The 22228-nt window shown below is 62.2% G+C and carries 27 protein-coding genes and 1 riboswitch; of the genes, 13 read left to right on the forward strand and 14 right to left on the reverse strand.

The genetic code is table 11. The annotated features are described in order from the left end of the window. Positions 1–63 precede the first annotated feature (63 nt). The gene (locus AC58X1_RS24075; protein WP_220633085.1) at positions 64–582 is read left to right on the forward strand and encodes an acyloxyacyl hydrolase; all 519 of its coding nucleotides are present in this window, start codon (positions 64–66) and stop codon (positions 580–582) included. A 46-nt stretch (positions 583–628) separates the two neighbouring features. On the opposite strand, the gene AC58X1_RS24080 is transcribed toward AC58X1_RS24075, so the two are convergent. The 5 genes from AC58X1_RS24080 to AC58X1_RS24100 form a co-directional block, all read right to left on the reverse strand. Further along, positions 629–940 (reverse strand): hypothetical protein, encoded by a 312-nt coding sequence (locus AC58X1_RS24080; RefSeq protein WP_497429581.1) that lies wholly within the window; start codon positions 938–940, stop codon positions 629–631. Between the two features lie 6 nt (positions 941–946). Beyond that, the gene (gene phrB / locus AC58X1_RS24085) at positions 947–2374 is read right to left on the reverse strand and encodes a deoxyribodipyrimidine photo-lyase (protein WP_497429582.1); all 1428 of its coding nucleotides are present in this window, start codon (positions 2372–2374) and stop codon (positions 947–949) included. Then, a complete protein-coding gene (locus tag AC58X1_RS24090; RefSeq protein WP_101316508.1) occupies positions 2365–3264 on the reverse strand; it encodes a MerR family transcriptional regulator in 900 nt (299 codons plus the stop codon). Before AC58X1_RS24090 ends, phrB begins: the two co-directional genes overlap by 10 nt. Further along, positions 3254–4213, reverse strand: coding sequence for a DUF523 and DUF1722 domain-containing protein (locus tag AC58X1_RS24095; RefSeq protein WP_101316510.1), 960 nt, complete (start codon positions 4211–4213; stop codon positions 3254–3256). The genes AC58X1_RS24090 and AC58X1_RS24095 overlap by 11 nt, the downstream gene beginning before the upstream one ends. A gap of 108 nt (positions 4214–4321) precedes the next feature. Further along, positions 4322–5308: an NAD(P)/FAD-dependent oxidoreductase gene (locus AC58X1_RS24100; RefSeq protein ID WP_101316511.1), complete on the reverse strand. Its 987-nt coding sequence runs from the start codon at positions 5306–5308 to the stop codon at positions 4322–4324. Positions 5309–5495: 187 nt separating this feature from the next. Here AC58X1_RS24100 and AC58X1_RS24105 point away from each other — a divergent pair, with 187 nt between their 5' ends. Together AC58X1_RS24105 and hemH are read left to right on the forward strand one after the other, a co-directional pair. Further along, positions 5496–6401 carry a TIGR01777 family oxidoreductase gene (locus AC58X1_RS24105; RefSeq protein ID WP_150570055.1) on the forward strand — a complete coding sequence of 302 codons (906 nt, stop codon included), beginning with the start codon at positions 5496–5498 and terminating at the stop codon, positions 6399–6401. A 13-nt stretch (positions 6402–6414) separates the two neighbouring features. After that, positions 6415–7428 (forward strand): ferrochelatase, encoded by a 1014-nt coding sequence (gene hemH / locus AC58X1_RS24110; protein WP_181108298.1) that lies wholly within the window; start codon positions 6415–6417, stop codon positions 7426–7428. 500 nt (positions 7429–7928) lie between these two features. On the opposite strand, the gene AC58X1_RS24115 is transcribed toward hemH, so the two are convergent. Next, a complete protein-coding gene (locus AC58X1_RS24115) occupies positions 7929–9203 on the reverse strand; it encodes a uracil-xanthine permease family protein (RefSeq protein WP_101316517.1) in 1275 nt (424 codons plus the stop codon). A gap of 2 nt (positions 9204–9205) precedes the next feature. Then, complete coding sequence (gene upp, locus AC58X1_RS24120; RefSeq protein ID WP_101316519.1) at positions 9206–9844, reverse strand: uracil phosphoribosyltransferase; 639 nt, start codon at positions 9842–9844, stop codon at positions 9206–9208. A gap of 163 nt (positions 9845–10007) precedes the next feature. Between upp and AC58X1_RS24125 the strand changes: the two genes are divergently transcribed. The 4 genes from AC58X1_RS24125 to AC58X1_RS24140 all read left to right on the forward strand — a co-directional run bounded on the left by AC58X1_RS24125 (position 10008) and on the right by AC58X1_RS24140 (position 11913). Beyond that, positions 10008–10565 carry a hypoxanthine-guanine phosphoribosyltransferase gene (locus AC58X1_RS24125; protein WP_101316521.1) on the forward strand — a complete coding sequence of 186 codons (558 nt, stop codon included), beginning with the start codon at positions 10008–10010 and terminating at the stop codon, positions 10563–10565. Between the two features lie 3 nt (positions 10566–10568). Further along, the gene (locus AC58X1_RS24130; RefSeq protein ID WP_101316523.1) at positions 10569–11042 is read left to right on the forward strand and encodes a WbuC family cupin fold metalloprotein; all 474 of its coding nucleotides are present in this window, start codon (positions 10569–10571) and stop codon (positions 11040–11042) included. Positions 11043–11083: 41 nt separating this feature from the next. Next, complete coding sequence (locus AC58X1_RS24135; protein WP_103436047.1) at positions 11084–11554, forward strand: hypothetical protein; 471 nt, start codon at positions 11084–11086, stop codon at positions 11552–11554. A gap of 68 nt (positions 11555–11622) precedes the next feature. Next, positions 11623–11913, forward strand: a complete 291-nt coding sequence (locus AC58X1_RS24140) for a PA4642 family protein (RefSeq protein ID WP_101316527.1) — start codon at positions 11623–11625, stop codon at positions 11911–11913. A 50-nt stretch (positions 11914–11963) separates the two neighbouring features. Here AC58X1_RS24140 and mqo read toward each other — a convergent pair whose 3' ends face one another. Together mqo and AC58X1_RS24150 are read right to left on the reverse strand one after the other, a co-directional pair. Then, the gene (gene mqo, locus AC58X1_RS24145) at positions 11964–13469 is read right to left on the reverse strand and encodes a malate dehydrogenase (quinone) (protein ID WP_101316529.1); all 1506 of its coding nucleotides are present in this window, start codon (positions 13467–13469) and stop codon (positions 11964–11966) included. Between the two features lie 606 nt (positions 13470–14075). Beyond that, positions 14076–14309, reverse strand: coding sequence for a hypothetical protein (locus AC58X1_RS24150; protein WP_497429583.1), 234 nt, complete (start codon positions 14307–14309; stop codon positions 14076–14078). A 145-nt stretch (positions 14310–14454) separates the two neighbouring features. Between AC58X1_RS24150 and AC58X1_RS24155 the strand changes: the two genes are divergently transcribed. Beyond that, positions 14455–15039: a YajG family lipoprotein gene (locus AC58X1_RS24155; protein WP_101316532.1), complete on the forward strand. Its 585-nt coding sequence runs from the start codon at positions 14455–14457 to the stop codon at positions 15037–15039. 204 nt (positions 15040–15243) lie between these two features. Then, entirely contained in the window at positions 15244–15504 is a 261-nt protein-coding gene (locus tag AC58X1_RS24160; RefSeq protein ID WP_101316534.1) for a hypothetical protein, read from the forward strand. Between the two features lie 30 nt (positions 15505–15534). Here the strand turns inward: AC58X1_RS24160 and AC58X1_RS24165 are convergent, their stop codons facing one another. Next, positions 15535–16704 (reverse strand): 1-acyl-sn-glycerol-3-phosphate acyltransferase, encoded by a 1170-nt coding sequence (locus AC58X1_RS24165; RefSeq protein WP_188035358.1) that lies wholly within the window; start codon positions 16702–16704, stop codon positions 15535–15537. A gap of 121 nt (positions 16705–16825) precedes the next feature. Between AC58X1_RS24165 and AC58X1_RS24170 the strand changes: the two genes are divergently transcribed. The 4 genes from AC58X1_RS24170 to AC58X1_RS24185 all read left to right on the forward strand — a co-directional run bounded on the left by AC58X1_RS24170 (position 16826) and on the right by AC58X1_RS24185 (position 18818). Next, complete coding sequence (locus tag AC58X1_RS24170; protein ID WP_497429584.1) at positions 16826–17011, forward strand: CPXCG motif-containing cysteine-rich protein; 186 nt, start codon at positions 16826–16828, stop codon at positions 17009–17011. After that, positions 17011–17271 carry a putative signal transducing protein gene (locus AC58X1_RS24175; RefSeq protein ID WP_101316540.1) on the forward strand — a complete coding sequence of 87 codons (261 nt, stop codon included), beginning with the start codon at positions 17011–17013 and terminating at the stop codon, positions 17269–17271. The genes AC58X1_RS24170 and AC58X1_RS24175 overlap by 1 nt, the downstream gene beginning before the upstream one ends. Positions 17272–17283: 12 nt before the next feature. Beyond that, the gene (locus AC58X1_RS24180) at positions 17284–17904 is read left to right on the forward strand and encodes an SOS response-associated peptidase (protein ID WP_181089871.1); all 621 of its coding nucleotides are present in this window, start codon (positions 17284–17286) and stop codon (positions 17902–17904) included. A 98-nt stretch (positions 17905–18002) separates the two neighbouring features. Beyond that, complete coding sequence (locus tag AC58X1_RS24185; RefSeq protein WP_101316543.1) at positions 18003–18818, forward strand: M48 family metallopeptidase; 816 nt, start codon at positions 18003–18005, stop codon at positions 18816–18818. Positions 18819–18860: 42 nt separating this feature from the next. Here the strand turns inward: AC58X1_RS24185 and AC58X1_RS24190 are convergent, their stop codons facing one another. From AC58X1_RS24190 to AC58X1_RS24205, 4 genes are all read right to left on the reverse strand, one after another. Further along, positions 18861–19445, reverse strand: coding sequence for a TMEM165/GDT1 family protein (locus tag AC58X1_RS24190; RefSeq protein WP_178080814.1), 585 nt, complete (start codon positions 19443–19445; stop codon positions 18861–18863). An 89-nt stretch (positions 19446–19534) separates the two neighbouring features. After that, positions 19535–19657, reverse strand: a riboswitch (yybP-ykoY riboswitch). 39 nt (positions 19658–19696) lie between these two features. Next, on the reverse strand, positions 19697–20695 hold the full coding sequence (locus AC58X1_RS24195; RefSeq protein ID WP_497429585.1) for a methyltransferase: 999 nt from the start codon (positions 20693–20695) through the stop codon (positions 19697–19699). Positions 20696–20746: 51 nt separating this feature from the next. Continuing rightward, positions 20747–21712, reverse strand: coding sequence for a 2-hydroxyacid dehydrogenase (locus tag AC58X1_RS24200; RefSeq protein ID WP_101316549.1), 966 nt, complete (start codon positions 21710–21712; stop codon positions 20747–20749). 94 nt (positions 21713–21806) lie between these two features. Continuing rightward, positions 21807–22196 carry a MerR family transcriptional regulator gene (locus tag AC58X1_RS24205; RefSeq protein WP_150573439.1) on the reverse strand — a complete coding sequence of 130 codons (390 nt, stop codon included), beginning with the start codon at positions 22194–22196 and terminating at the stop codon, positions 21807–21809. Positions 22197–22228 lie beyond the last annotated feature (32 nt).

A 22228-nucleotide genomic window follows, 5' to 3' on the forward strand; every position in this document is an offset into this window, starting at 1 on the left:
TGATTTCTACTAGGTGCCGATGAGGCATAACACTTAAAACAGCAAATGAAAGGGATGTTTCTCATGAAGAAACTGCTTGGTTTGGCGGCGGCTGCCGCCTTCGCAATGGGGCAAATGACAACGGCGCAGGCGGCGGACGTGTCGCTCTCGGTAGGGCAGACCGGCGACTCCACCATGGTCTACCGCCTGGGCCTGCAATCGAATTGGGATGCCAGCTGGTGGCAAACCAGTGTTGGTCGGGTAACCGGCTACTGGGATGGCGCCTATACCTTCTGGGACGGCGACACCACTGCCAGCAACCACAGCCTGTCATTCGCGCCGGTATTCGTCTATGAATTCGCCGGTGACAGCGTCAAGCCGTACATCGAAGCAGGCATCGGTGTCGCTGCGTTTTCGCGCACCAAGCTGGAAAGCAATGACCTGGGCTCGTCGTTCCAGTTCGAAGACCGCATCGGCTTCGGCCTGCGCTTTGCTGGCGGCCACGAGATCGGCGTGCGCGCGATCCACTACTCCAATGCCGGGATCAAGCAGCCCAATGATGGTGTAGAGAGCTACTCGCTGCATTACCGTATGGCGCTGTAAGCGCGCCGTCAGGTAGCCGGGGCCGCCAGGCGGCCCCGGAACCGCTCTAGCGCGGTAACGGCCACAGGCTGCTCAGGCTCCACACTTCCAACACCAGTTCCGACTCCCGTTCAGCCAGGCTGCTGACCAGCACTTGCGCTGCGGTTTCGGCTGTCCATTGTTCGGGGATGGCATGCGCGGCTGTGACCGGCGCCTGCAGCGATTGTGGTGCGACCACGGTCGAATCGATGCTATGCGCCTGCAGAAGCTCGGGCGCGAGGTAATCAAAGGTTCCGGCATTGATGATCAGAGCATCCAGCGCGCCCCAGACCGCTTGCACCTGTGCAGCGGCCTCGGTGGCCTGGTGTGTGTCACACACTGCCCTCTAATCCTGCCGAGCGGGTAAGCCCTTGAAGGCCTCCAATGCGCGCTGGCGACTGCTTGCGAGATCCACAATTGGACTCTGATAAGAGGTTGTAGCAAAAAGATCAGCAGATTTCATGGGCAAATGAATGGATTTATCGTCGCGGGCCTTCAATTGGGGGAGCCACTGACGAATAAAGCGCCCTTTGGGATCAAAACGTTGCGATTGCGTCACCGGATTGAAGATGCGGAAGTACGGTACCGAGTCGGTGCCGGTCGATGAGCTCCACTGCCAGCCACCATTGTTGGCGGCCAGGTCGCCGTCGATCAGATGACGCATGAAGTGCCGCTCTCCGTGGCGCCAGTCGATCAGCAGGTTCTTGCTCAGAAACATCGCGACGATCATGCGCAGGCGGTTATGCATCCAGCCAGTTGCCAGCAGTTGCTGCATCGCTGCGTCGATGATGGGGAAGCCGGTGCGGCCTTGTTCCCAGGCCTTCAAATCTTCCGGTGCATTGCGCCAGGGCAGGGCAGCGGTGTGTGCGCGGAATGGTTGGTGGCGGGAGACCTGTGGATAACCGACCAGGATGTGTTTGTAGAATTCACGCCAGAGCAGTTCGTTGATCCAGGTCTGCACGCCGGCACTGCCGCTGTCGAACTCGCCGCGATTGGCCGACAACGCCGCATGCAGGCACTGCCGAGGGGAAATTACCCCCGCTGCCAGGTATGCGGACAACTGGCTGGTGCCGGGTTCGGCCGGTAAATCGCGCAGTTGCAGGTAATCATCGATGCTGTGTTCGGCAAACTCGGCGAGGCGCCGCTGCGCTTCTTTTTCACCGGCGGGCCACAATTCCCGCAACGCCTGAGTGGGCTCGGCAAATCCGTCGAAGCCAGATGGGATCGGGTCGCTGGCGATCTTCGTCGCAGCTTGTTTCGCAACTCTGCTGGCCATGGCAGGCATGCCATGCTGCAGACGCTCGAGGCAGGCACGCTTGAACTGGCCGAACACCTGAAAATACTGGCCGGCCTTGGTCAGCACGGTGCCGGGGTTGAGCAGCAACTGATCAAGGTAACGATGCACGCTGATGTCGCTGCTGCGCAGCAGGGCCTCTGCGCACTCATCGCGTAGTTGCTCGTTGACGCCATATTCGTCATTCCAGTGCACTGCTTCCACCGCGTGCTCCCGGCAGATATCGAGCAGCACTTGCGGCACCTGAGCCCAGTCGTCGGTGTGGCGAATCAGCAGCGGGATGTTCAGTTGCTGCAGTGATTGGCTTAACTCGCGCAGGTTGCGCAACCAGAAGTCGACCTTGCACGGGGCATCGTCATGGCTCAACCATTGCGCGGGGCTGGCTATCCACACGGCTACGGTGGGGCCGCGTTCACAGGCAGCGCTGAGGGCGCTGTTGTCATCGATGCGCAGGTCGCTGCGCAGCCACATCAATTGCATGAAGGAGTCGTCTCTGGCGGGGTGAGCGCAAGTCGCTGAAGCAGGCGCAAGGCGGCCTGCGGTGTGTCGAACAGGGACAGGCCGGGTTGCTGCATGGCTTCCAGTTGGGTCTGGTGCAGGGCAATTGTTTCGCCACCCAGTAGTTTTGCCGCGTCGATGCCATGCAGTGCGCGCTCGAGGGCGGCATAGTCAACGCGCGGGCCGAGCAGCAGTACCAGTACCTGCGCTTGCAGCTCGCTCACGGCGCGTTGCAGCTGCGCGCCGGCGACCGCGAACTCGAGCACCTCGACGGCGCGGCCACTGCTGGTAAACAGCCAGGCGCACAGCCACAGATGCGCGTCGAAGCCGCGATCGCTGTCGACCACCAACAGCACCGGCGGCCCTGCAAGCTGCTGATTGTCGTGATACACCCGTGCGCCGAACTTGCTGCGCAGCCAGGTGTGAAAAAACGCCTGCTCGAGGCGGGCGTTGAAATGCGTTTGCCAGCGCCGGGCGAGGCTGTGCAGCAACGGCAGCAGCAGCTGTTCACAGAGCGTGACGGCCGGGTACAGCGCCATGGCCTGATTGAGCTGCTGGTCGAGGGTGCGCTGGGACAAGTTGCCCACCGCTTCGATCAACGCCTGCTCGCGCAACTGCCAGTCCCCTTGTGGGGCAACGCTTGGGGCGTGTTCAAGCAGCTCACGGACCTGGCCGACCGAAGCACCACGCTCGAGCCAGCGCAGGATCGCCTGCACCTGCTCGACTTGGTCGGAGCCGTACAGACGATGCCCCTTGGCCGTGCGTTGCGGCTTGAGCAAACCATAGCGCCGCTCCCAGGCTCGCAAGGTGACCGGGTTTACCCCAGTGCGGCGGGCAAGCTCGCCGATGGGCATCAAATCTTCAGACTGCATTGCGTAAACCTAGGCTTTCGGGGTGGGGCTGCAGATAGGCCTGCTGGCTGAGGTAGGGGTCTGGATGTACCCGCAGGTGGTGTTTGAGCAGGGTCATCGGTACTACCAATGGCACGATCCCTTGCTGATATTGGCCGATCACCTGCTGCAGCTCGGCGCGGTCACCCTGGTCCAGCGCATCGCGCAGATAACCGCTCAGGTGCAGCAGCACGTTGCAATGCGTGCCACGGTTTGCCGGGCGGCGCAGTGCCTGCATCAGGAGGCTGAAGTACTGCGCGCCGACCTGCTGCGGATCGGCATCCTTGCGCATGCTGCCCAACATCCGGCCAAGCTCGCGATAGGCTTTGGGGTTGTTGGCCATCAGCAGGTATTTGTACCGCGAATGGAAACTCACCAACGCACCCCGGCTCAGCCCCGCAGCCAGTTGCTGCTGCCAGTCGGCGTAGGCATACACGCGGCTGATGAAGTTCTCCCGCAGTACCGGATCATGCAGGCGGCCCTCCTCTTCGACCGGCAGATCGGGGCGCCGCGCACAGAAAGCGTCGGCGTAGGCACCGCGGCCACCTTTGAGCGCAGGGTGGCCGTTGTCCTGATAGACCTTGACCCGCTCCAGGCCGCATGAGGGTGACTTCTGCATGAAGATATAACCGCAGACATCGCCGATTTCATCAGCCATCTGCTCGCCGTAGGCGCGCAGTGGGGCAGAGTAGTTGGCGCCGGGGTTGCGCGTGGCAACCACTTCGGGCTGCTGCGGATCACCTACCAGGCGGATCGGATCGCGCGGAATACCCAGGCCGATGGCGACCTCAGGGCACAACGGTACCCAGTCGAAGTGCGCTTCGAAAGCACTCAAGCAGAGTTCGGAAGCCTTGTGCCCGCCGTTGTAGCGCACGTTCTCGCCGAGCAGGCAGGCACTGATGCCAATGCGGGGTTTCGCCGACGCGTTCATCGCTGCCTCCAGAAAACTTGTACAAGGTTGCTCCTTGTGTACAAGTCTATTCCAGCACAGCCACGCACTTATGCAAACAGTTTTTTCTGTACAGATTTACAGCCAGGTCTATTCCAGATGCTCGAGCAAGCGTCTTGCCGCTTCCTGGCCACTCAACCAAGCGCCTTCGACCCGGCCAGACAAGCACCAGTCGCCACAGGCGTACAAGCCCAGGTCAGCATCCGCGAGCGCCCCCCATTCATGGCCAGCGGCGGGGCGGGCATACAGCCAGCGGTGGGCCAGGGCAAAGGTTGGGGCCGGCACCGCGCAGCCAATCAGCTCGGCAAATTCGCCGCTCAACTGCTCGATCACCAGCTCTTTGCTCAGGTCGATGTGCTGCTTGCTCCAGTCAGACGTGGCATGCAGCACCCAGGTGTCGAGCTGCTCGTCGCGCCCTGGTTTGCTGCGGTTGCGCGCCAGCCAGTCGAGTGGGTTGTCCTGCACGAAGCAACCTTGCATGGGCGTTTGCAGTGGCGTCTCGAAGGCCAGGGCGATGGCCCAGGTGGGTTCCATCTGCACGCCGGCGGCGACCGCTGCCAATTTTGGGGTTGCTGCCAGTAGTGGCGTGGCTTGCGGTGCGGGCACGGCAATCACGACCCGGCTGAAGGGGCCGTGGCTGCAGCCTTCGGTATCCTGCAGGTGCCAGTACTGCTTGCCGCGAAACACCTCGGCGATGCGGCAGCCGAAATTGACTGTGACGTCCTTGAGCAGGCCGCGAGTGATGGCGCTCATGCGCGGCACGCCGACCCAGCGCACTTGCTCGTCTGGGGAAGGGCTGAGGACGCCATCGCGATAGTTGTACAGCTGCGGCTTCCATTGCGCGGCATGGCCAGCGGCTTCCCACTGTTGCACCTGCTCGACGAAGCGCCGGTCGCGGGCAGTGAAGTACTGCGCGCCCAGGTCGAGCGCACCGGCATCGCTGCGCTTGCTGGCCATCCGCCCACCACTGCCGTGGCCTTTGTCGAACAAGTGCACAGTCTGGCCGGCGGCCTGCAGGGCCTGGGCTGCGGAAAGGCCGGCAATGCCGGCACCAATGATGGCAATAGGTACTGTCATGATGGCCTCTTCTAACCTTGCTCGAAGCAGATTACGCGGTCTTGCAAACCTGTACAATGCGTAAAGTTTGTATAAGGTTATTCCGCTCTATAGGCCAGCTTGGCCTATGTTTATCCGAGAGCGTGCGGTCAAGAAAGTGCCTTGTTGTTAAAAATAGACCACCCCGACGATCTGCGAGGACACAGCCATGCATATATTGCTGACAGGCGGTACCGGTTTGCTCGGCAGGCATCTTTGCCGTCTGTGGACTGGCCAGGGCCATCGGTTGACGGTCTGGAGCCGGCGCCCGGAACAGGTGCCGATGCTTTGTGGCAGCGGCGTACGCGGTATCGCCCAGCTGGATGATCTGGATGGCGATGACCCAATCGACGCAGTGATCAATCTGGCCGGCGCACCGATTGCCGACCGGCACTGGACCGCAGCGCGGCGCAACCTGCTTTGGGCCAGCCGCATTACTTTGACCGAGCAGTTGCTGGCGTGGCTGCAAAAGCGCGAGCAGCGCCCTGAAGTGCTGGTGTCAGGCTCAGCAGTGGGCTGGTATGGCGATGGCGGTGAGCGCGAGCTGACCGAGGCTGCGCAACCGGTCAAGGAGGACTTCGCCAGCCAGCTGTGCATCGCCTGGGAAGAGACTGCGCAGCGTGCTCAAGCGCTTGGCATACGCGTGGTGCTGGTGCGGACCGGGTTGGTGCTGGCCAGCGATGGCGGCTTTTTGTCGCGCCTGCGCCTGCCGTTCAAACTCGGCCTGGGCGGGCCGCTGGGCAGTGGTCGGCAGTGGATGCCGTGGATCCATATAGATGATCAGATCGCTCTGATAGATTTTCTCATGCGCCACAACGACGCCAGCGGTCCTTATAATGCCTGCGCGCCAGAGCCTGTGCGCAACCGTACCTTTGCCAAATGCCTGGGCAAGGCGCTGCATCGACCGGCGTTGTTGCCCGTGCCGGCGTTGGTGTTGAAGGCCGGGCTGGGCGAGCTGTCGACTTTGCTTCTCGGTGGCCAGCGCGCGCGCCCGACGCGCTTGCTGGCGGCTGGCTTCACCTTCCGTTTCAACGATCTGCAATCGGCGCTGGACAACCTGTCCGGGCGCCTCTGACATAGGACGCTGCATGACCGATCATGCCCTGCTGCTGGTCAACCTGGGTTCGCCAGCCTCCACTTCGGTAGCCGACGTGCGCCGCTACCTCAACCAGTTTCTGATGGACCCGTACGTGATCGACCTGCCGTGGCCGGTGCGGCGCTTGCTGGTGTCGCTGATCCTGATCAAGCGCCCTGAGCAGTCGGCTCATGCCTACGCGTCGATCTGGTGGGATGAGGGCTCGCCACTGGTGGTGCTGACCCGTCGTCTGCAAGCCGCCATGCATGCGCATTGGCCGCATGGCCCGGTGGAAGTGGCCATGCGCTATGGCCAGCCGGCGCTACCGGAGGTGCTCAAGCGCCTGGCTGCGCAGGGCGTACGCAAGGTGACGCTGGCGCCGCTCTATCCGCAGTTCGCTGACAGCACGGTAACCACCGTGATCGAACTGGCGACGCAGACCATTGCGCAGCACCAGTTGCCGCTGGAGATGCGGGTGTTGCAGCCGTTCTATGATCAGCCGAGCTATATCGATGCGTTGGTGGCCAGTGCGCGGCCGTATCTGCAGGATGACTATGACCATCTGTTGTTGAGCTTCCATGGGCTGCCTGAGCGGCATCTGAAGAAGCTTGATCCGACCGGCAACCATTGCTTCCAGAGTGCCGATTGCTGCCAGCAGGCGTGTGCCAATGTGCGGGCCGTGTGCTATCGCTCGCAGTGCCTGGCCAGTGCGGCGGCGTTTGCCAAGGCGATGGGCATTGCGGATGGCAAGTGGTCGGCGTCGTTCCAGTCGCGGTTGGGGCGGGCCAAGTGGATCGAGCCTTATACCGAGACGCGGCTTGATGAGTTGGCCAAGGCTGGGGTGAAGCGGTTGCTGGTGATGTGCCCGGCGTTTGTTGCTGACTGTATCGAGACGCTCGAGGAGATCGGGGATCGGGGGCGGGAGCAGTTTATCGAGGCTGGGGGGGAGGAGTTGGTGCTTGTGCCTTGCTTGAATGATCATCCGCAGTGGGCTCGGACGTTGGCTGGGCTTTGTGAGGGGGCTTGAGGGGTGGGGCCAGTTTCTAATGGTGATAGTGCCGACCCCTTTCGCACTATCCATTTGATTTATTGGCTGTTCGGGCCCCTTTCGCCCTTACGGCGAGTCACTTTTTTGGCAAACGCCCCAAAAAAGTAACCAAAAAAGGGCTTGGCTCCACATCCGGCCCCTTCGCTGCGCTGCGGGGTTCCCTCGCTCCGGCCTTGCTCCCGGGAGGACCGCGCTGTACGGGCCTCCTGGCCCGCAGCGCTTGCCGGCCATCCATGGCCGTCACCTCCCTTCGCAAGACCTGCGCTCGGCCTCCTGAGTCGCCGGTGGATCAAGATCAAGATCAAGATCAAGGGAACCCCGGAGCGCAGCGCAGGGGCCGTATGTGGGAGCGGGCGGCTTTGCTTACTTTGGCCGCGGACGCAGTAAGACCAAAGTAAGCCGCCGTAGGCGGAAGGGGCCCTAACTACCCACAAAAATACCGGATAAGCCCCAACAAAGCTGGGTCAGCCAATCACCTATCAAGGCAACTGATCATCCAGCTTGTTGTTCTTCCACCCATCATTCCCAGGCAGCAACAGATTCAACACAATCGCCACAATGGCACACAGCGCAATCCCCTTCAGACCCCAGTCATCCGGCCCATCACCGCTGCCAATCAGTACCCCGCCAATCCCGAACACCAACGTCACCGAAACAATCACTAGGTTACGCGCCTCGCTCAGGTCGATCTTGTGGCGGATCATGGTATTCATCCCCACCGCCGCAATCGAGCCAAACAGCAGACACAGAATCCCACCCATGACCGGCACCGGAATGCTCTGCAGCAGCGCACCAAACTTGCCGACAAACGCCAGGGTGATGGCAAACACCGCCGCCCAGGTCATGATCTTCGGGTTGTAGTTCTTGGTCAGCATCACCGCACCGGTCACTTCCGCGTAGGTCGTGTTGGGCGGCCCGCCGAACAGGCCGGCAGCAGTAGTGGCCAGGCCATCGCCCAGCAACGTGCGGTGCAGGCCGGGCTTTTTCAGGTAGTCGCGACCAGTCACGCTACCGACAGCAATCACTCCACCGATATGCTCGATTGCCGGCGCCAGGGCCACCGGAACGATGAACAGAATCGCCTGCCAGTTGAACGCTGGCGCGGTGAAATGAGGGATCGCCAGCCAGGGCGCCGCAGCGATCCTGGCAGTGTCGACCACGCCAAAGGCAAAGGCCATGGCAAAACCGACCAGGACCCCGGCAATGATGGGCACCAGGCGGAAGATGCCTTTGCCGAACACGGCCACGATCAGGGTGGTAAGCAGGGCCGGCATGGAAATCAGCATCGCGGTCTGGTACGGAATCAGCACGGCGCCATCGCCGCCCTTGCCCATGGCCATGTTGGCGGCAATCGGCGCCATGGCCAGGCCGATTGAAATGATCACCGGGCCGATCACCACCGGCGGCAGCATGCGGTCGATGAAACCGGTGCCCTTGATCTTCACCATCATGCCCATGAAGGTGTAGACGAAGCCTGCCGCCATCACTCCGCCCATGGTCTCGGCCAGGCCGAACTGACCCTTGGCGAGGATGATCGGGGTAATGAAGGCAAAGCTCGAGGCGAGAAACACCGGTACCTGACGGCCCGTCACCAGCTGGAACAGCAAGGTGCCGATGCCGGCGGTGAACAGCGCCACGTTAGGGTCGAGGCCGGTGATCAGCGGCATCAGCACCAGCGCGCCAAATGCCACGAAGAGCATTTGCGCGCCCGAGACGACCTGGCGCCAGAGCGGGTCGTTGAAGCCGTCCTGCATGATCAGGCGTCCTTCTGCTTGGTGCCGAAGATCTTGTCACCGGCATCGCCCAGGCCTGGGATGATGTAGCCGTGCTGGTTGAGGCGCTCGTCGATCGAGGCGGTGTAGATGCTCACATCCGGGTGGGCCTTCTCGACTGTGGCGATACCCTCGGGGGCCGCCACCAGCACCATCGCGCGGATCTCCTTGCAGCCGGCTTTTTTCAGCAGATCGATGGTGGCGACCATCGACGCACCGGTGGCCAGCATCGGGTCGATGATCAGTGCCAGGCGCTGGTTGATGTCCGGTGCCAGTTTCTCGAGGTAGGTGTGCGCTTCGAGGGTTTCTTCGTTGCGGGCGACGCCCACGGCGCTGACCTTGGCGCCCGGGATCAGGCTGAGCACGCCGTCGAGCATGCCGATGCCGGCACGCAGGATCGGTACTACAGTGATCTTCTTGCCGGCGATTTTCTCGACCTGGACTTTACCGCTCCAGCCGTCGATTTCGTAGGACTCCAGTGGCAGGTCTTGGGTGGCCTCATAAGTCAGCAGGGCGCCGACTTCCTGGGCGAGTTCGCGAAAGTTCTTGGTGCTGATATCGGCACGGCGCATAAGGCCGAGCTTGTGGCGGATCAGCGGATGGCGGATCTCACGAGTAGGCATGGGGGAGGGCTCCGGAAGGCGGGCAAAAAAACCGCGCTAGATTAATCTATTCAGCCTGAGCTGTCGCTTTGTCATTGTGCACGTTAGTCCATAAACGCTTGATCTGAGGCCAGCGGATGCGTACCTTTGCCCGCTTTTCCGATTCCGACCCCTGGGGAGCGCCATGTCCGCCGATCTCGAGCACATCCGCCAAGTCATGCGCGAAGCTGACTGCCTGTACAACGAAGCCGAGGTCGAAGCGGCCATTGCCAAGGTAGGCGAGCACATCAGCCGCGAGCTGCATGACAAGAACCCGGTCGTGTTCTGCGTCATGAACGGTGGCCTGATTTTCGCCGGCAAGCTGCTCACCCATCTGCAGTTCCCGCTGGAAGCGTCCTACCTGCACGCCACTCGCTACCGCAACCAGACCAGCGGCGGTGAGCTGTTCTGGAAGGCCAAGCCGGAAGTATCGTTCATTGACCGCGATGTGCTGATCGTCGATGACATTCTCGACGAAGGCCACACCCTCAGCGCGATCATCGAGTTCTGCAAGCATGCCGGCGCCCGTGAGGTGTATACCGCCGTGCTGATCGACAAGGAGCATGACCGCAAGGCCAGCCCGGACCTGAAGGCCAACTTCGTCGGCTTGCCATGCATCGACCGCTACATCTTCGGCTACGGCATGGACTACAAAGGCTACTGGCGCAATGCCAACGGCATCTTCGCCGTCAAGGGCCTGTAAGCCATGCGCGCGCCGGCATTCATCGACCAGTCCTTGTTTGCCGGCCTGGCCGAGCAGGCTGCGGCCAACCCGCGCGGGCGTCAGCACCATAACTTTCATGCCATGGCCGAACCGTGCCACCGCATGGCGGTTGGCTTGCAGCCTGACACCTACATCCCGCCGCATCGCCACCTGAGCGAAGACAAGGCCGAGACCTTGCTGGTGCTCAAAGGGCGCCTTGGCCTGCTGCTGTTCGACGAGGAGGGCGGGGTTATCGAAAAACGCCTGCTCGAGGCCGGTGGCGAGTGCCTCGGTGTCGACCTGCCACCGGGCGTCTATCACGCGCTGGTGGTGCTCGCCGCCGACAGCATTCTGTTCGAGTGCAAGGCCGGCCCTTATCGCCCGGTGGGTGAGGGTGAGCTGGCGCCATGGGCCCCGCGTGAGGGTGAGCCAGGGGTTGCCGCATACCAGGTGTGGATGCGCGCGCAGTTCGCCTGAGCGGGCATGCTAGAGTGCGGCTTCATGCCAAGGAGCCTCACATGCGTGCGTTCATTCCCTTGCTGTTGGCGCTGAGCCTGCCGTTGTCTGCGGCGCCCCTGCACAGCCAGTTTCTGCCACCTGATGACCAGTCGCTGCGCCAAGAGGCGCCGACCAGTCAACAGTTGCTGCAAGTCACCGACTACTCGGTAGTGGTCGGCACCCAGCGTCAGTCTGACCAACAACCGATCCCGATCACCGCCTCGCTGCAGATGCGCCTGAAAGGCAAGCCGCTGAGCAAGGGCGCGACGATTACCCAAGTATTGCTCAGCTTCGATGGTGAAGGTGGCAAGAGCCTGAAGAAGCCAGTCTACGACGACAAGACCCGCACCCTGAGCCTGAACTACCCGATGGCCGACTACCGGGTGATCATCGACCTGCTGCGCAACGAGACCCTCTACGTGCAGTTTCTGACTTACGCCAACGGCCATGTCTGGGCGGATCTGCATACCGGCACCGTACGTACGCGTTGAGGCCTGCGCATTGGCGGGGGTACACTGCCGCCCTGCGAAATTTGGTGATGGCTTAGGTGGAGTCGGCAATGCGTAAAGACAAGAAGCAAGTGATTGGTGACGAGATCAGTGACGACTACATCAAGTCGTTTCTGCAGTACGACCCGGCCGACGGCGTGACGTCGCCGTCCGCGCACAAGCTGGTCAAAGCCTATCGTGGCCTGCGCATCGATGACTTCGAGCGGTTTGTCGGGTTCTTCGTCGAGGCGGGTTATGAGCTGGACGGCAAGGACGAACACGGTCAGACCTTCGTCGAGCAGATCGCTGATCAGCGTAATGCGGCGGAGTACATCGAGATCATCAACAACGCCCGTGGTTGAGTGATCTGAGTCTGGAGTGATTTGGGGCCGCAGAGCGGCCCCTAGACCGGTCAGGCGTAATGCTGAGCCGGGCTGCTTTCAACCATCTGCAATACCTGGTCGTTATGCTCGCTGACCTTGCGGTACAGCGCTGCATCGCTGGCCAGGACACTTTCCCGAGCAGGGAAGATCTCGTGCAGCTTGCTCGCCCAGGCACCCTTGGCTTGCTCAGGGAAGCAGCGTTCGATCAGATCAAGCATGATCGACACCGTCACCGAAGCACCAGGCGATGCGCCCAGCAGGGCCGCCAGGCTGCCGTCGGCCGCCGCAACCAGCTCGGTGCCAAATTGCAGCACGCCGCCTTTTTTCGGGTCTTTCTTGATGATCTGCACGCGCTGGCCGGCCACTTCCAGGCGCCAGTCTTCGGCTTTGGCTTCTGGGTAGAAGCGGCGCAGCGAGTCCAGGCGTTGCTCCATCGACTGCATCACTTCACTGACCAGGTACTTGGTCAGGTCCATGTTGTCGCGCGCGACTGCCAGCATCGGGCCGAGGTTGCCCAGGCGTACCGACAGTGGCAGGTCGAGCAGCGAACCGTGCTTGAGGAACTTGGTGGTGAAGCCGGCATAGGGGCCGAACAGCAGCGAAGTCTTGCCGTCGACGACACGGGTATCCAGGTGCGGCACCGACATCGGCGGAGCGCCTACAGCAGCCTGGCTGTAGACCTTGGCCTGGTGCTGCTTGACGATTTCCGGGTTGTCGCAGCGTAGCCACTGGCCGCTCACCGGGAAGCCGCCAAAGCCTTTGCTCTCGGGGATGCCCGAAGCCTGCAGCAATGGCAATGCCGCGCCACCAGCGCCGAGGAAGACAAAGCGTGCATCGACTTCACGGCTACCGCCGCTATTGACGTCCTTGATGCTGACGGTCCAGCCGGCGCCGTTACGGCGCAGGCCGACGACCTTCTTGCTGTACTTGACCTGGCTGTCCGCGGTGTTGCCGAGCATTTTCAGCAGCTTGTTGGTCAAGGCGCCGAAGTTGACGTCGGTGCCTTTCATCACGCGGGTTGCGGCGATGTGCTGGTCGGCCGGGCGGCCGGGCATCATCAACGGCATCCAGTCGCGCATCACCGCCTTGTCTTCGGTGTACTCCATCTCGCTGAAGGCGTGGTGCTGCTTGAGCAGTTCGAAACGCTTCTTGAGGAAGGACACGCCCTTGTCACCTTCGACGTAGCTCAGGTGTGGCACGGGATTGATGAAGTCACGCGGCGCGCCGAGGCCGCCCTTGTTGATCAGGTACGCCCAGAACTGCCGTGACACCTCGAACTGAGTGTTGATGTGCACGGCCTTCTTGATGTCGATGCTGCCATCGGCGGCCTGCGGCGTGTAGTTCAGCTCGCACAGGCCGGCATGGCCGGTCCCGGCGTTGTTCCAGGGGTTCGAGCTTTCTGCAGCCCCGGAGTCCATCGCCTCGACGACCTCCAGTTTAAGGGCCGGGTCGAGCTCCTTGAGCAGTACGGCCAGGGTGGCACTCATGATGCCCGCGCCTACCAGTACTACATCAACCGATTCGTTCTGCGCCATTAACGCGTCTCCACAATCTACAGCACCTAATTGACAGCATAGGATCCCTGGGGTTGCCAGGCTCGCCATGTCCGACTCTTCGCAGTTCTTGCAACTTCGCGAACACCGCCAATCAGTCTCAGGGTTCAGCTATTGAACGCTGATTGCCACGGCTGCGGCAATTCGACTTATGGTCAAGGTGTCCGACGTGCGTTATGGACCGGCCTCAGTGACTCATCATGGATGAGCGCCAATACCGGCCATCAGGGGCTGTTGGGGACACATCTGCTGCTGTTGCACATGCCAGACTGTTCATTTGCTCGCCACACTCTTGTGAAGTTGTGAAAACCTGGTTTTTTCCACGCTCTTTTGGAGACGTGAACCTCAAAAAGGGACTGCGCGATGGCAACCCACAGGTTCATGCAGTGCAGAAGGCCAGAAAAAACAGGCGCAACAGCCGGATGCAAGACCTGAAGTGGAAGGCTCTCTGTGGGCGAGGCGGTGAAGGTGCCGGGGTCAATCGGCAGGTGCGGGGCCCGATCAGGAGACGTCCTTATAATCGGGGGGAGATTATAGCGATGTCGCGGGCAGAAAGGTCGTTAATCGCGGTTTTTATTGCAGCATTTGTCAGGCGGGCAGGCTGCGTTGCTGCCAACGACGGCTTGCATGGGCGCAAACCCGGGCGCTGGCAGGCAAGGTTCGGCCCAGCCAGGCAAGCTGCATGTCACTGACCTGAACCCAGCCGCTACCCCTGGGCGGCAGGCTGCACTGCTTGAAACCCAGGCAGCAACCGGTGCTGTCGAGGCGAGCATAGATAAGCTGGGGCGAGCGCTTGAACAGCAGGTTCCAGAGCGAGGCCATGGCGGCGAATCCTGTATGGAGTGGGCTGGGCCAAGGATAACGGCACGGCCATGAAAGCATTATGACAAGCGGATATAGCCGATAGCTGGCGTTCAAGCGGCTGGGTATACTGTGGGCCTTTGCCGCATTTTCTGGAGAAACGCGCATGTTGCAACGTCTGCTGTTCGGTTTGCTCGCGGTGGCCAGCCTGAGCCTGGTCGGTTGTGCCCACAGCCCGCAACAACTCAGCCCGCAACCCAAGCTGACCACTCAGCTCAATCCGGTCGGTCGCGGCCAGCCAGTCGTGGTGCGGGTGGTCGATGGTCGTCCTTCGCAGTCGCTCGGCACCCGTGGCGGCATGTACCCGGAAACCAGCACCATCAGCGTCAACGGCAACGATGTCGTGCCCAAGCTGCAGGCTCAGGCCGAAGCTGCGGTGCGTCTTCTCGGTTTCACCCCGACCCAGGGCGGCTCCAATGCGCCGCAGTTGACCGTGACCCTGGCCGAACTGAAGTACCAGTCGCCCAAGGACAAGATGTATGTGACCGAGGCGACCATCGGCGCGACCTTCCGTGCTGACGTAGCCAATGCCAACCGCCGTTACAGCGGCCGTTACGGCGCTTCGCTGGATCAGCGCTTCGGCATGGCGCCGAACCAGGAAACCAACACCAAGCTGGTCAGCGATGTGCTCAGCGATGCCTTGACCCGTCTGTTCAAGGACCCGACCATCGGTCAGGTGCTCGGCGAGTAAGCGTTCGTCACAGCCAGGTCATAAAAAACCGCTGCCTGAATCTCAGGCGGCGGTTTTTTTTGCTTCAGGGCCAGGCGATAGCGCAGCGCAGAGAACAAAGGGTATGGCAGATGAAATCCATCGGCAGTTGGTCGTAAAGCCGCAGCCAACGCGACCGGCTTGGGTAGAATGCTCGGCTTTGCTGTCGCGACTGCGAGGTCTGTAATGTCTGTGCAAGTACTCTGGGGGCTGCTGGCGGCCCATCCGGCCAAGCTGATCAACCTGCTGGCCCTGCTGATTACCTGCCCTGGTGGCCTGCTGCTGCAAAGCGCCCGGCGCCGGGCGGCGCTGACGCGGCGCAGCCTGGCGGTCGACGAAGGCCTGGTCGACGCCTTTGATCGGCGCGTGCCGCGTTACTACTACACCCTCGGCTCGGCGTGCCTGGCGCTGGCGCTGCTGTTGTCCTGGTTGAGTACCTGGGTCTGACGGCGGGGCTGCTGCCAGCCCCGCCGCGGTTCAGGCAACCTGGCTCTGGACCTTGACCTGATACTGATTGCGTACCGGCGTTGCGTACTGCAGCACCAGGTACGGCTGCTGTTCGACCGGGCAGGCGTCGAGGCGGCGTTGCCATTCCTGCTTGGCTTTGGCCAGCTCTTCAGCCTGGAACAGCTTCTCGGCAGGCGGCACGGCCAGTGCCGGGTCGGCATCCTGCCACATTGCGTAGGCCAGGTAGTGCACCGGGAACAAGCGGTAACCACCCAGGATCTGCCGGTCAACTTCCTGCGCCAACAGCTTGGTATCGGCAAAGAACTCCCTGACCGGTGCAGCGAAGTGGATATGCACGCGGCCTTTATAGCCGGTGATGCCCGTAGCGATGCTCTTGTCGTCTTCACCGGGCGCCTTGGTATAGCTGCCGGTGGTGGCGCGGATGTAAAGTTCCCGCGCCTTGGCCTGATCGCAAGGGTCATACTCGTAGCTGATCGATACCGGCGTCAGGTTCAGGCCCTGGATCACCGCGCCGAATGGCTCGTCCTTGCGGCTCATGTGGAACATCTTGAGGATCGCCGAATCGGTACGGTCATCGCCGTCCTTGGCCCGGCCTTCAGCCTGGGCGATCCAGATCGACGCGCCATCGGTGCGGATCGAATGATTGATGTAGGCCGAGAGCAACTGATAAGCCGCCAGCTTCTCGCGCCGCCCGGTCAATGAGCGGTGCACGATGAAGCTCTTGTTCAGGCGCATCATGTCGCTGACAAAAGGCTTTTGCAGGAGGTTGTCGCCAATGGCGATGCGCGGCGTCGGCAGGCCGGCGTGGTACACCGCGTAGTTGACGAAGGCCGGATCCATGACGATGTCGCGGTGGTTGGCCAAAAACAGGTAAGCCGTACCTGCCTTGAGCTGCTCGACACCTGAATAGGTGACGCCGTCGGTGGCGCGATCGATGGTCTGGTCGACGTAATACTCGACTTTGTCCTGCAGGGTCGCGACGCAACTGACGCCGGCGAACTCTTTGCGCAGGCGGCGCGCGATCAACGGCTTGAGCAGCCAGCCGAAGGCACCGGCCGCCCGCGGGAAGCGGAAGTGGGTGAGGATATCGAGGAATGCCGGGTCGCTGAACAGGCGCGCCAGCACCGCCTGCACCTCAGCATCGTCATACGGTCGGATGGCATCGAATTCGCCCATCATGCTCTCTTGTTGGAAACGACTAGGGTAATAGATAGGGGGCGGCTCCGAAAAACGGCTCGGACGCGCGCAGGTCCCGTAAACAGACCGACAATTATACGCATAAGTCACCCTGGAGGCCGCGATGCTGGAAACTGCATTCTACGATTGCCCTTACTGTGGAGAGGGGGTGGAGACCACGGTTGATCTGTCCGGCGGTGATCAGCGCTACATCGAAGACTGTCAGGTCTGCTGCCGGCCGATCGTGTTCTACCTGCAGGTGCATGGCGACGAGTGGATGCTCGATGTGAAAAGCGAGGATGACGCCTGATGCGACGAATCTACGAGCCAGAGAACTTGCTGGAGGCCGAGCTGCTGGTGGCGGTGCTGGCTAGCGAGGGCATCGAGGTGCACCTGGTCGGCCGCGACCTGGTCGGCGCCGCCGGTGAGCTGCCATTGCACGGTTTGCTCGGCCTGGCGGTGGCCGATGAGCAGGCCGGCTACGCACGCGAGCTGATCGATGCGTACAATGTTGCCCAGCCAGTTGCTGGCGACGAACCGGAGAGTTACCCCGGGACACTGATTTGCTAGGTTGTATATCGCATGTGTGGACGCTACGCCCTGTTTCGCTGGACCCCGGCCTTTGCCGCACTGCCGGGCTACCCCGCCGACCAACAGGCGCAATGGAACATCGCGCCCGGCGCCTCGGTGCTGATCCAGCGCCAGCTTGACGGCCAGCTACAGGTGGCCAGAGCGCGCTGGGGGCTGACCCCGCCGTGGCTAACCGACTTGTCCAAGACGCCGGCGCAAGCGCGGGCCGAGACCCTGGCCGAACAGCCGATGTTTCGCCAGGCGTTTACCCAGCGCCGTTGCCTGATGCCGGCCAACGGTTTTTACGAATGGCGTGGCAGTGTGCGCAAGCGGCCTTACTGGTTGACGCCGGGCGAGGGCGCGGCGCTGTTCTTTGCAGCGATATGGGAGGCATATCCGGTGCAGGAGCAAGTCTGGCTAAGCTGCGCAGTGGTCACCCAGGCGGTGGTCAATCAGCGCCGGCCACTGATTCTCGACGAGGCCGGGCAGGCTGCCTGGCTTGATCCAGAGACGCCGCTGGCGCGTTTGCATGAGTTGCTTGCTGGCCCACCGGCTGCGCTACGCGAGCGGGCGCTGGCCAATTTCGTCAATGATCCCAAGCTGGATGCACCGGAGTGTCTGACGCCGGCTTGACGTGGTACAGATAAGCCTCGGGTTAAATCTTCCCTATGGCTCTGGCGGCGCCGGGCGTCTGCGCCTAGGATACGCGGCACGTACCCAGGGAGTGTTTTATGCGTAAGTCATTTGTTCTCAGCCTGCTCGCTGCCGGCGTCCTGCTGAGCGGCTGCCAGGCGGTGAATACCACCAGTGGCGGCGCCGTCGGCGTTGAGCGCAAGCAGTACATGTTCAGCATGCTGTCGACCGACGAGGTCAACAACATGTATGCCCAGTCCTATCAGCAGACCTTGAGCGAAGCCTCGAGCAAGGGCGTGCTCGATAAAAGCAGCGCCGAAGCCAAGCGCGTGCAGGCCATCGCCGATCGCCTGATCGCCCAGGCGCCGCAGTTTCGCCCGGATTCTGCGCAGTGGAAGTGGGAAGTCAACGTCATCAAGAGTGACGAACTCAACGCGAACTGCGGCCCTGGCGGCAAGATCATCGTCTACACCGGCCTGATCGATCAGCTCAAGCTGACCGACGCTGAAATCGCCGCCGTGATGGGCCATGAGATCGCTCACGCCCTGCGTGAGCATGGTCGTGAAGCGATGTCCAAGGCCTATGGGATCGAGATGGCCCGCTCCGGTGCTGGCGCCCTGCTGGGCCTGGGCCAGGACAGCATGGCCCTCGCCGACACCGTAGTGAACTACTCCATGACCTTGCCCAACAGCCGTGCCAACGAGAACGAGGCGGATCTGATCGGTCTTGAGCTGTCGGCCCGTGCCGGCTACGACCCGAACGCCGCGATCACCTTGTGGAACAAGATGAGCAAGGCGTCCGAGGGCGCCCCGCCTGAGTTCATGAGCACTCACCCGGCTTCGTCCAGCCGGATCGCCTCGTTGCAGGCTGCCATTCCCAAGGTGATGCCGTTGTATCAGGCTGCCAAGAAGTAAGCGGTATTGGGGCTGCGAAGCAGCCCCAAAATCCCTGCTGAATCAGCCAATCCAGCCACTGCTCTTCATCGCCGAATACACCGCGACGATCGCCAGCACCACAAACGCCGTGGCAGCCAGGCGCCGAATCAGTGTCAGCGGCAACTTCTCCGCCGCAAAGTTACCCGCCAATACCACCGGTACGTTGGCAATCAACATGCCCAGGGTGGTACCGATAATCACCATGATCAGGTGCGGATACTGCGCCGCCAGCATCACGGTGGCGACCTGAGTCTTGTCGCCGATCTCGGCTAGGAAGAACGCAATCAAGGTCGTCACGAACGGCCCGAAGCGGCGTGCTGCGCTGCTTTCGTCGTCGTCCATCTTGTCCGGCACCAGGGTCCACAACGCGGTTGCGACAAAGCTTGCGGCCAGCACCCAGTGCAACACCGACTCGGTGAAGAAACCACTTACCCACGCCCCAACTGCACCTGCCGCAGCGTGGTTGGCCAGGGTGGCGACAACGATACCGGCGATGATCGGCCAGGGTTTGCGAAAGCGGGCAGCAAGGATGAGCGCGAGCAGTTGCGTCTTGTCGCCGATTTCGGCGAGCGCAACGATGGCGGTTGGTACGAGAAGGGATTCCAGCATCAGGGTTCCTACGGGGCGGGTCGACACGGCTATGACACGTACAGCCTTCCCGCCCCGGGTAAGGTGTGCGTGTCATAGGTCTTGTCAAACCCTGGGTCCGTCTGTGCGGACCGTGGGTCGTACGCGCCATGGTCTGAGGACCAAGTATGTTGACGCGTACCGGGCAAGCTTAGGTGCTTGCGGGAGACTACTCCCCTAGGACGGAGCGGATTCTGCCTAGGCAAATCCTTTTGGGCAAGCGCTATTTTCTATCCGCGTTTTGCCTGGTAAATCCTGAAACCCTGCTCTTCGATCAGCGTCTTGCAGTTGCCCAGGGCCTGCTGGATGTACGGTTGATAGCGCAGGAAGGTGTTCGCAACAAGGCGAAGTTCGCCACCTGATCGCAGATGTTCAGCCGATTTTTTCAGCAGTGTTTCCGAGGCGTTGTAGTCAGTGTGGACGCCGGTGTGGAATGGCGGATTGCTCAGGATTACCTGCAGATCACGCGGTGCAGCATCGATCCCATCGCCACTGATGACTTCAGCTTGCAAGCCGTTGGCGGCAAGGGTGAGGCGGCTGCTGGCCACCGCGAAGGCATCGACGTCGAGCATGGTTACCTGGCTGTCCGGGTAACGGCGCTTGACGATCGAGCCGATTACGCCCGCGCCGCAGCCGAAGTCGAGTACCGGGCCAACCGCCAGGCCGTCCAGATGCTCAAGCAACAGGGCGGTGCCGCGGTCCAGCCGGCCATGGCTGAACACCCCGGGCAGGCTGACGATCTGCAGCGGACCATCGGCCAGCGGCAGTTCGAAGCGTTCAGCCAGGCTTTCCAGTGGGGTGGCGGCCGGGGCGTTGTCGACGGTTACCTGCCACAGCTGGCAGTGGCGTGCACTGTCGAGCTTGCGCGGCTTGCCGAAGGCTTGCAGCAGCTTGGCGCCGCCTTCGATCCCGCCGCGTTTTTCACCGACCAGATACAGCTCACGGCCAGCCAGGCGCGAAGCCAGGGCGTTGAGCAGGTAGCCGGCCAGTTCGCGCGACTTGGGCATGAACACTACCGCGGCATCGAACGGCGCCTGCGGCGGCTCGACGCCATGCTGGTTGCGCCCGGCAAAGCGCGCTTCGAGCAGGGCCTGGTCGCCGGCGTGCCAGGTCCAGCCGTGGGCCTGCGGCAGTTGGCCGAGCAGATCGTCGGCGGGCAGGCCGGCAAGCAGCACTGAGCCCTGGAACAACTCCGCCTGACGGAGCAACACTTCACTGCGCGGGTCCATGGACGACGCCTCCTGAAAAAAGTCGCGCAGTGTAGCAGAGGCTGGCTTGGCTCAGCTGACCACGCGGCGCGGCGCGCCGGCAAAGAACGCCTGGGCGTTTTCGCTGAGCTGCGCAACGATGCGCTGCCGTGCCTCGACCGCGCCCCAGGCACTGTGTGGAGTCACGATCAGGCGTGGCACGTCCGCCTCCAGCAGCGGGTTGCCGTTGACCGGTGGCTCGACGCTGAGCACGTCGGTCGCCGCGCCGCCCAGATGACCGCTGCGCAGGGCGTCGGCCAAGGCCTGTTCATCGATCAGGCCGCCGCGGGCGGTGTTGACCACCAACGCGCCGGGCTTGAGCAGGGCCAGTTCACGGTGGCTGATCATGTGCCGGGTGTGTTCATTGAGCGGGCAATGCAGGGTCAACGCATCGACCTGCGGCAGCAGTTCGTCCAGCGGCAGGCGCTCGGCACGTGCAGGGCGACCGGGGATCTGCCCGCTCAGAACGCGCATGCCAAAGGCCTCGGCCAGGCGTGCCACGGCGCCGCCCAGCTCGCCGTGGCCGAGCAGGCCGAGGGTCTTGCCTTCAAGTTCGACGATAGGGAAGTCGAGCAGGCAGAACTGGCTGGCTTTGGCCCATTGACCGTCGGCGACCGCGCGCTGGTAGTCGCACAGGCGGGTCGCCAGCGCCAGCAGCAAGGCCAGGGTGTGCTGCGCCACCGAGGGAGTGCCGTAGCCCTGGCAGTTGCATACGGTAATGCCCTGGGCACGCGCGGCGTTCAGGTCGACGTTATTGGTGCCGGTTGCAGCCACCAGGATCAGTTGCAACTGCGGGTTGGCCGCCAGTACGTCCGCACCCAGCAGCACCTTGTTGCTGATTGCCACAGTAGCGCCCTGCAGGCGTTCGGCAACCTGCTCCGGCGCGGTCGCGCCGTGTAGCGTAAGAGTACCGAAGCAGGCCCTGAGCGCGCTTAGGTCGAGGTCGCCGAGGTCCAGTGAGTCATGGTCAAGAAATACAGCAGTGTGGCTGGAGGTCATGGTCTGTCCTGTGCTCTGGCAGCGTGCGCGAAGGGGAGGGTAATAGACCCTACAGAATCAGGTGAAAAAACGCATGTCGACTAGTTGAAATCTGTCATGCGACCTTGGCCGCTGCCCCGATCTCTGGCTGCAGCGTGCAGAGGGCATCAGCAGTTTCGTGCTCGAATGCTTCCAGCGCCGCGTGCAGCCCCTGCAAGGAGGTGATCTGTGCGCGAACTGCAGCTTTCTTGTCGGCGAGCGCCTGTTGCACCTGCAGCCAGGGAATCTGACCGTCTGGGTAAGGCTGCAGGATGGCCTGCATCTCTTTCAGCTTGAATCCAAGTTGCTGCGCGCATTTGATCAGGCGCAGGCGATCTACGCTCTGTTCGCTGTAGATCCGGTAGTTGCCTGCGCGTTGCGGCTCGGGCAGCAGGCCGAGCTTTTCGTAGTGACGGATGGATTTGACGCTGGTGCCCGCAAGTTGGGCTGCTTTTCCGATGTACATGGGGGCTTCCTTGCGTGATCGATGCGCCAGCC

Source organism: Pseudomonas sp. PGPR N4 (assembly GCF_059693665.1).

Bases quoted from the DNA above. Each gene is read 5' to 3' on its own strand.
- AC58X1_RS24175 (WP_101316540.1), top strand. From the start codon at position 17,011: ATGCGACGAATCTACGAGCCAGAGAACTTGCTGGAGGCCGAGCTGCTG.
- AC58X1_RS24205 (WP_150573439.1), bottom strand. From the start codon at position 22,196: ATGTACATCGGAAAAGCAGCCCAACTTGCGGGCACCAGCGTCAAATCC.
- AC58X1_RS24170 (WP_497429584.1), top strand. From the start codon at position 16,826: ATGCTGGAAACTGCATTCTACGATTGCCCTTACTGTGGAGAGGGGGTG.
- AC58X1_RS24165 (WP_188035358.1), bottom strand. From the start codon at position 16,704: ATGATGGGCGAATTCGATGCCATCCGACCGTATGACGATGCTGAGGTG.
- upp (WP_101316519.1), bottom strand. From the start codon at position 9,844: ATGCCTACTCGTGAGATCCGCCATCCGCTGATCCGCCACAAGCTCGGC.
- AC58X1_RS24090 (WP_101316508.1), bottom strand. From the start codon at position 3,264: ATGCAGTCTGAAGATTTGATGCCCATCGGCGAGCTTGCCCGCCGCACT.
- hemH (WP_181108298.1), top strand. From the start codon at position 6,415: ATGACCGATCATGCCCTGCTGCTGGTCAACCTGGGTTCGCCAGCCTCC.
- AC58X1_RS24135 (WP_103436047.1), top strand. From the start codon at position 11,084: ATGCGTGCGTTCATTCCCTTGCTGTTGGCGCTGAGCCTGCCGTTGTCT.
- AC58X1_RS24075 (WP_220633085.1), top strand. From the start codon at position 64: ATGAAGAAACTGCTTGGTTTGGCGGCGGCTGCCGCCTTCGCAATGGGG.
- AC58X1_RS24140 (WP_101316527.1), top strand. From the start codon at position 11,623: ATGCGTAAAGACAAGAAGCAAGTGATTGGTGACGAGATCAGTGACGAC.
- AC58X1_RS24125 (WP_101316521.1), top strand. From the start codon at position 10,008: ATGTCCGCCGATCTCGAGCACATCCGCCAAGTCATGCGCGAAGCTGAC.
- phrB (WP_497429582.1), bottom strand. From the start codon at position 2,374: ATGCAATTGATGTGGCTGCGCAGCGACCTGCGCATCGATGACAACAGC.
- AC58X1_RS24150 (WP_497429583.1), bottom strand. From the start codon at position 14,309: ATGGCCTCGCTCTGGAACCTGCTGTTCAAGCGCTCGCCCCAGCTTATC.
- mqo (WP_101316529.1), bottom strand. From the start codon at position 13,469: ATGGCGCAGAACGAATCGGTTGATGTAGTACTGGTAGGCGCGGGCATC.
- AC58X1_RS24155 (WP_101316532.1), top strand. From the start codon at position 14,455: ATGTTGCAACGTCTGCTGTTCGGTTTGCTCGCGGTGGCCAGCCTGAGC.
- AC58X1_RS24100 (WP_101316511.1), bottom strand. From the start codon at position 5,308: ATGACAGTACCTATTGCCATCATTGGTGCCGGCATTGCCGGCCTTTCC.
- AC58X1_RS24160 (WP_101316534.1), top strand. From the start codon at position 15,244: ATGTCTGTGCAAGTACTCTGGGGGCTGCTGGCGGCCCATCCGGCCAAG.
- AC58X1_RS24180 (WP_181089871.1), top strand. From the start codon at position 17,284: ATGTGTGGACGCTACGCCCTGTTTCGCTGGACCCCGGCCTTTGCCGCA.
- AC58X1_RS24105 (WP_150570055.1), top strand. From the start codon at position 5,496: ATGCATATATTGCTGACAGGCGGTACCGGTTTGCTCGGCAGGCATCTT.
- AC58X1_RS24195 (WP_497429585.1), bottom strand. From the start codon at position 20,695: ATGGACCCGCGCAGTGAAGTGTTGCTCCGTCAGGCGGAGTTGTTCCAG.
- AC58X1_RS24130 (WP_101316523.1), top strand. From the start codon at position 10,569: ATGCGCGCGCCGGCATTCATCGACCAGTCCTTGTTTGCCGGCCTGGCC.
- AC58X1_RS24200 (WP_101316549.1), bottom strand. From the start codon at position 21,712: ATGACCTCCAGCCACACTGCTGTATTTCTTGACCATGACTCACTGGAC.
- AC58X1_RS24115 (WP_101316517.1), bottom strand. From the start codon at position 9,203: ATGCAGGACGGCTTCAACGACCCGCTCTGGCGCCAGGTCGTCTCGGGC.
- AC58X1_RS24095 (WP_101316510.1), bottom strand. From the start codon at position 4,213: ATGAACGCGTCGGCGAAACCCCGCATTGGCATCAGTGCCTGCCTGCTC.
- AC58X1_RS24185 (WP_101316543.1), top strand. From the start codon at position 18,003: ATGCGTAAGTCATTTGTTCTCAGCCTGCTCGCTGCCGGCGTCCTGCTG.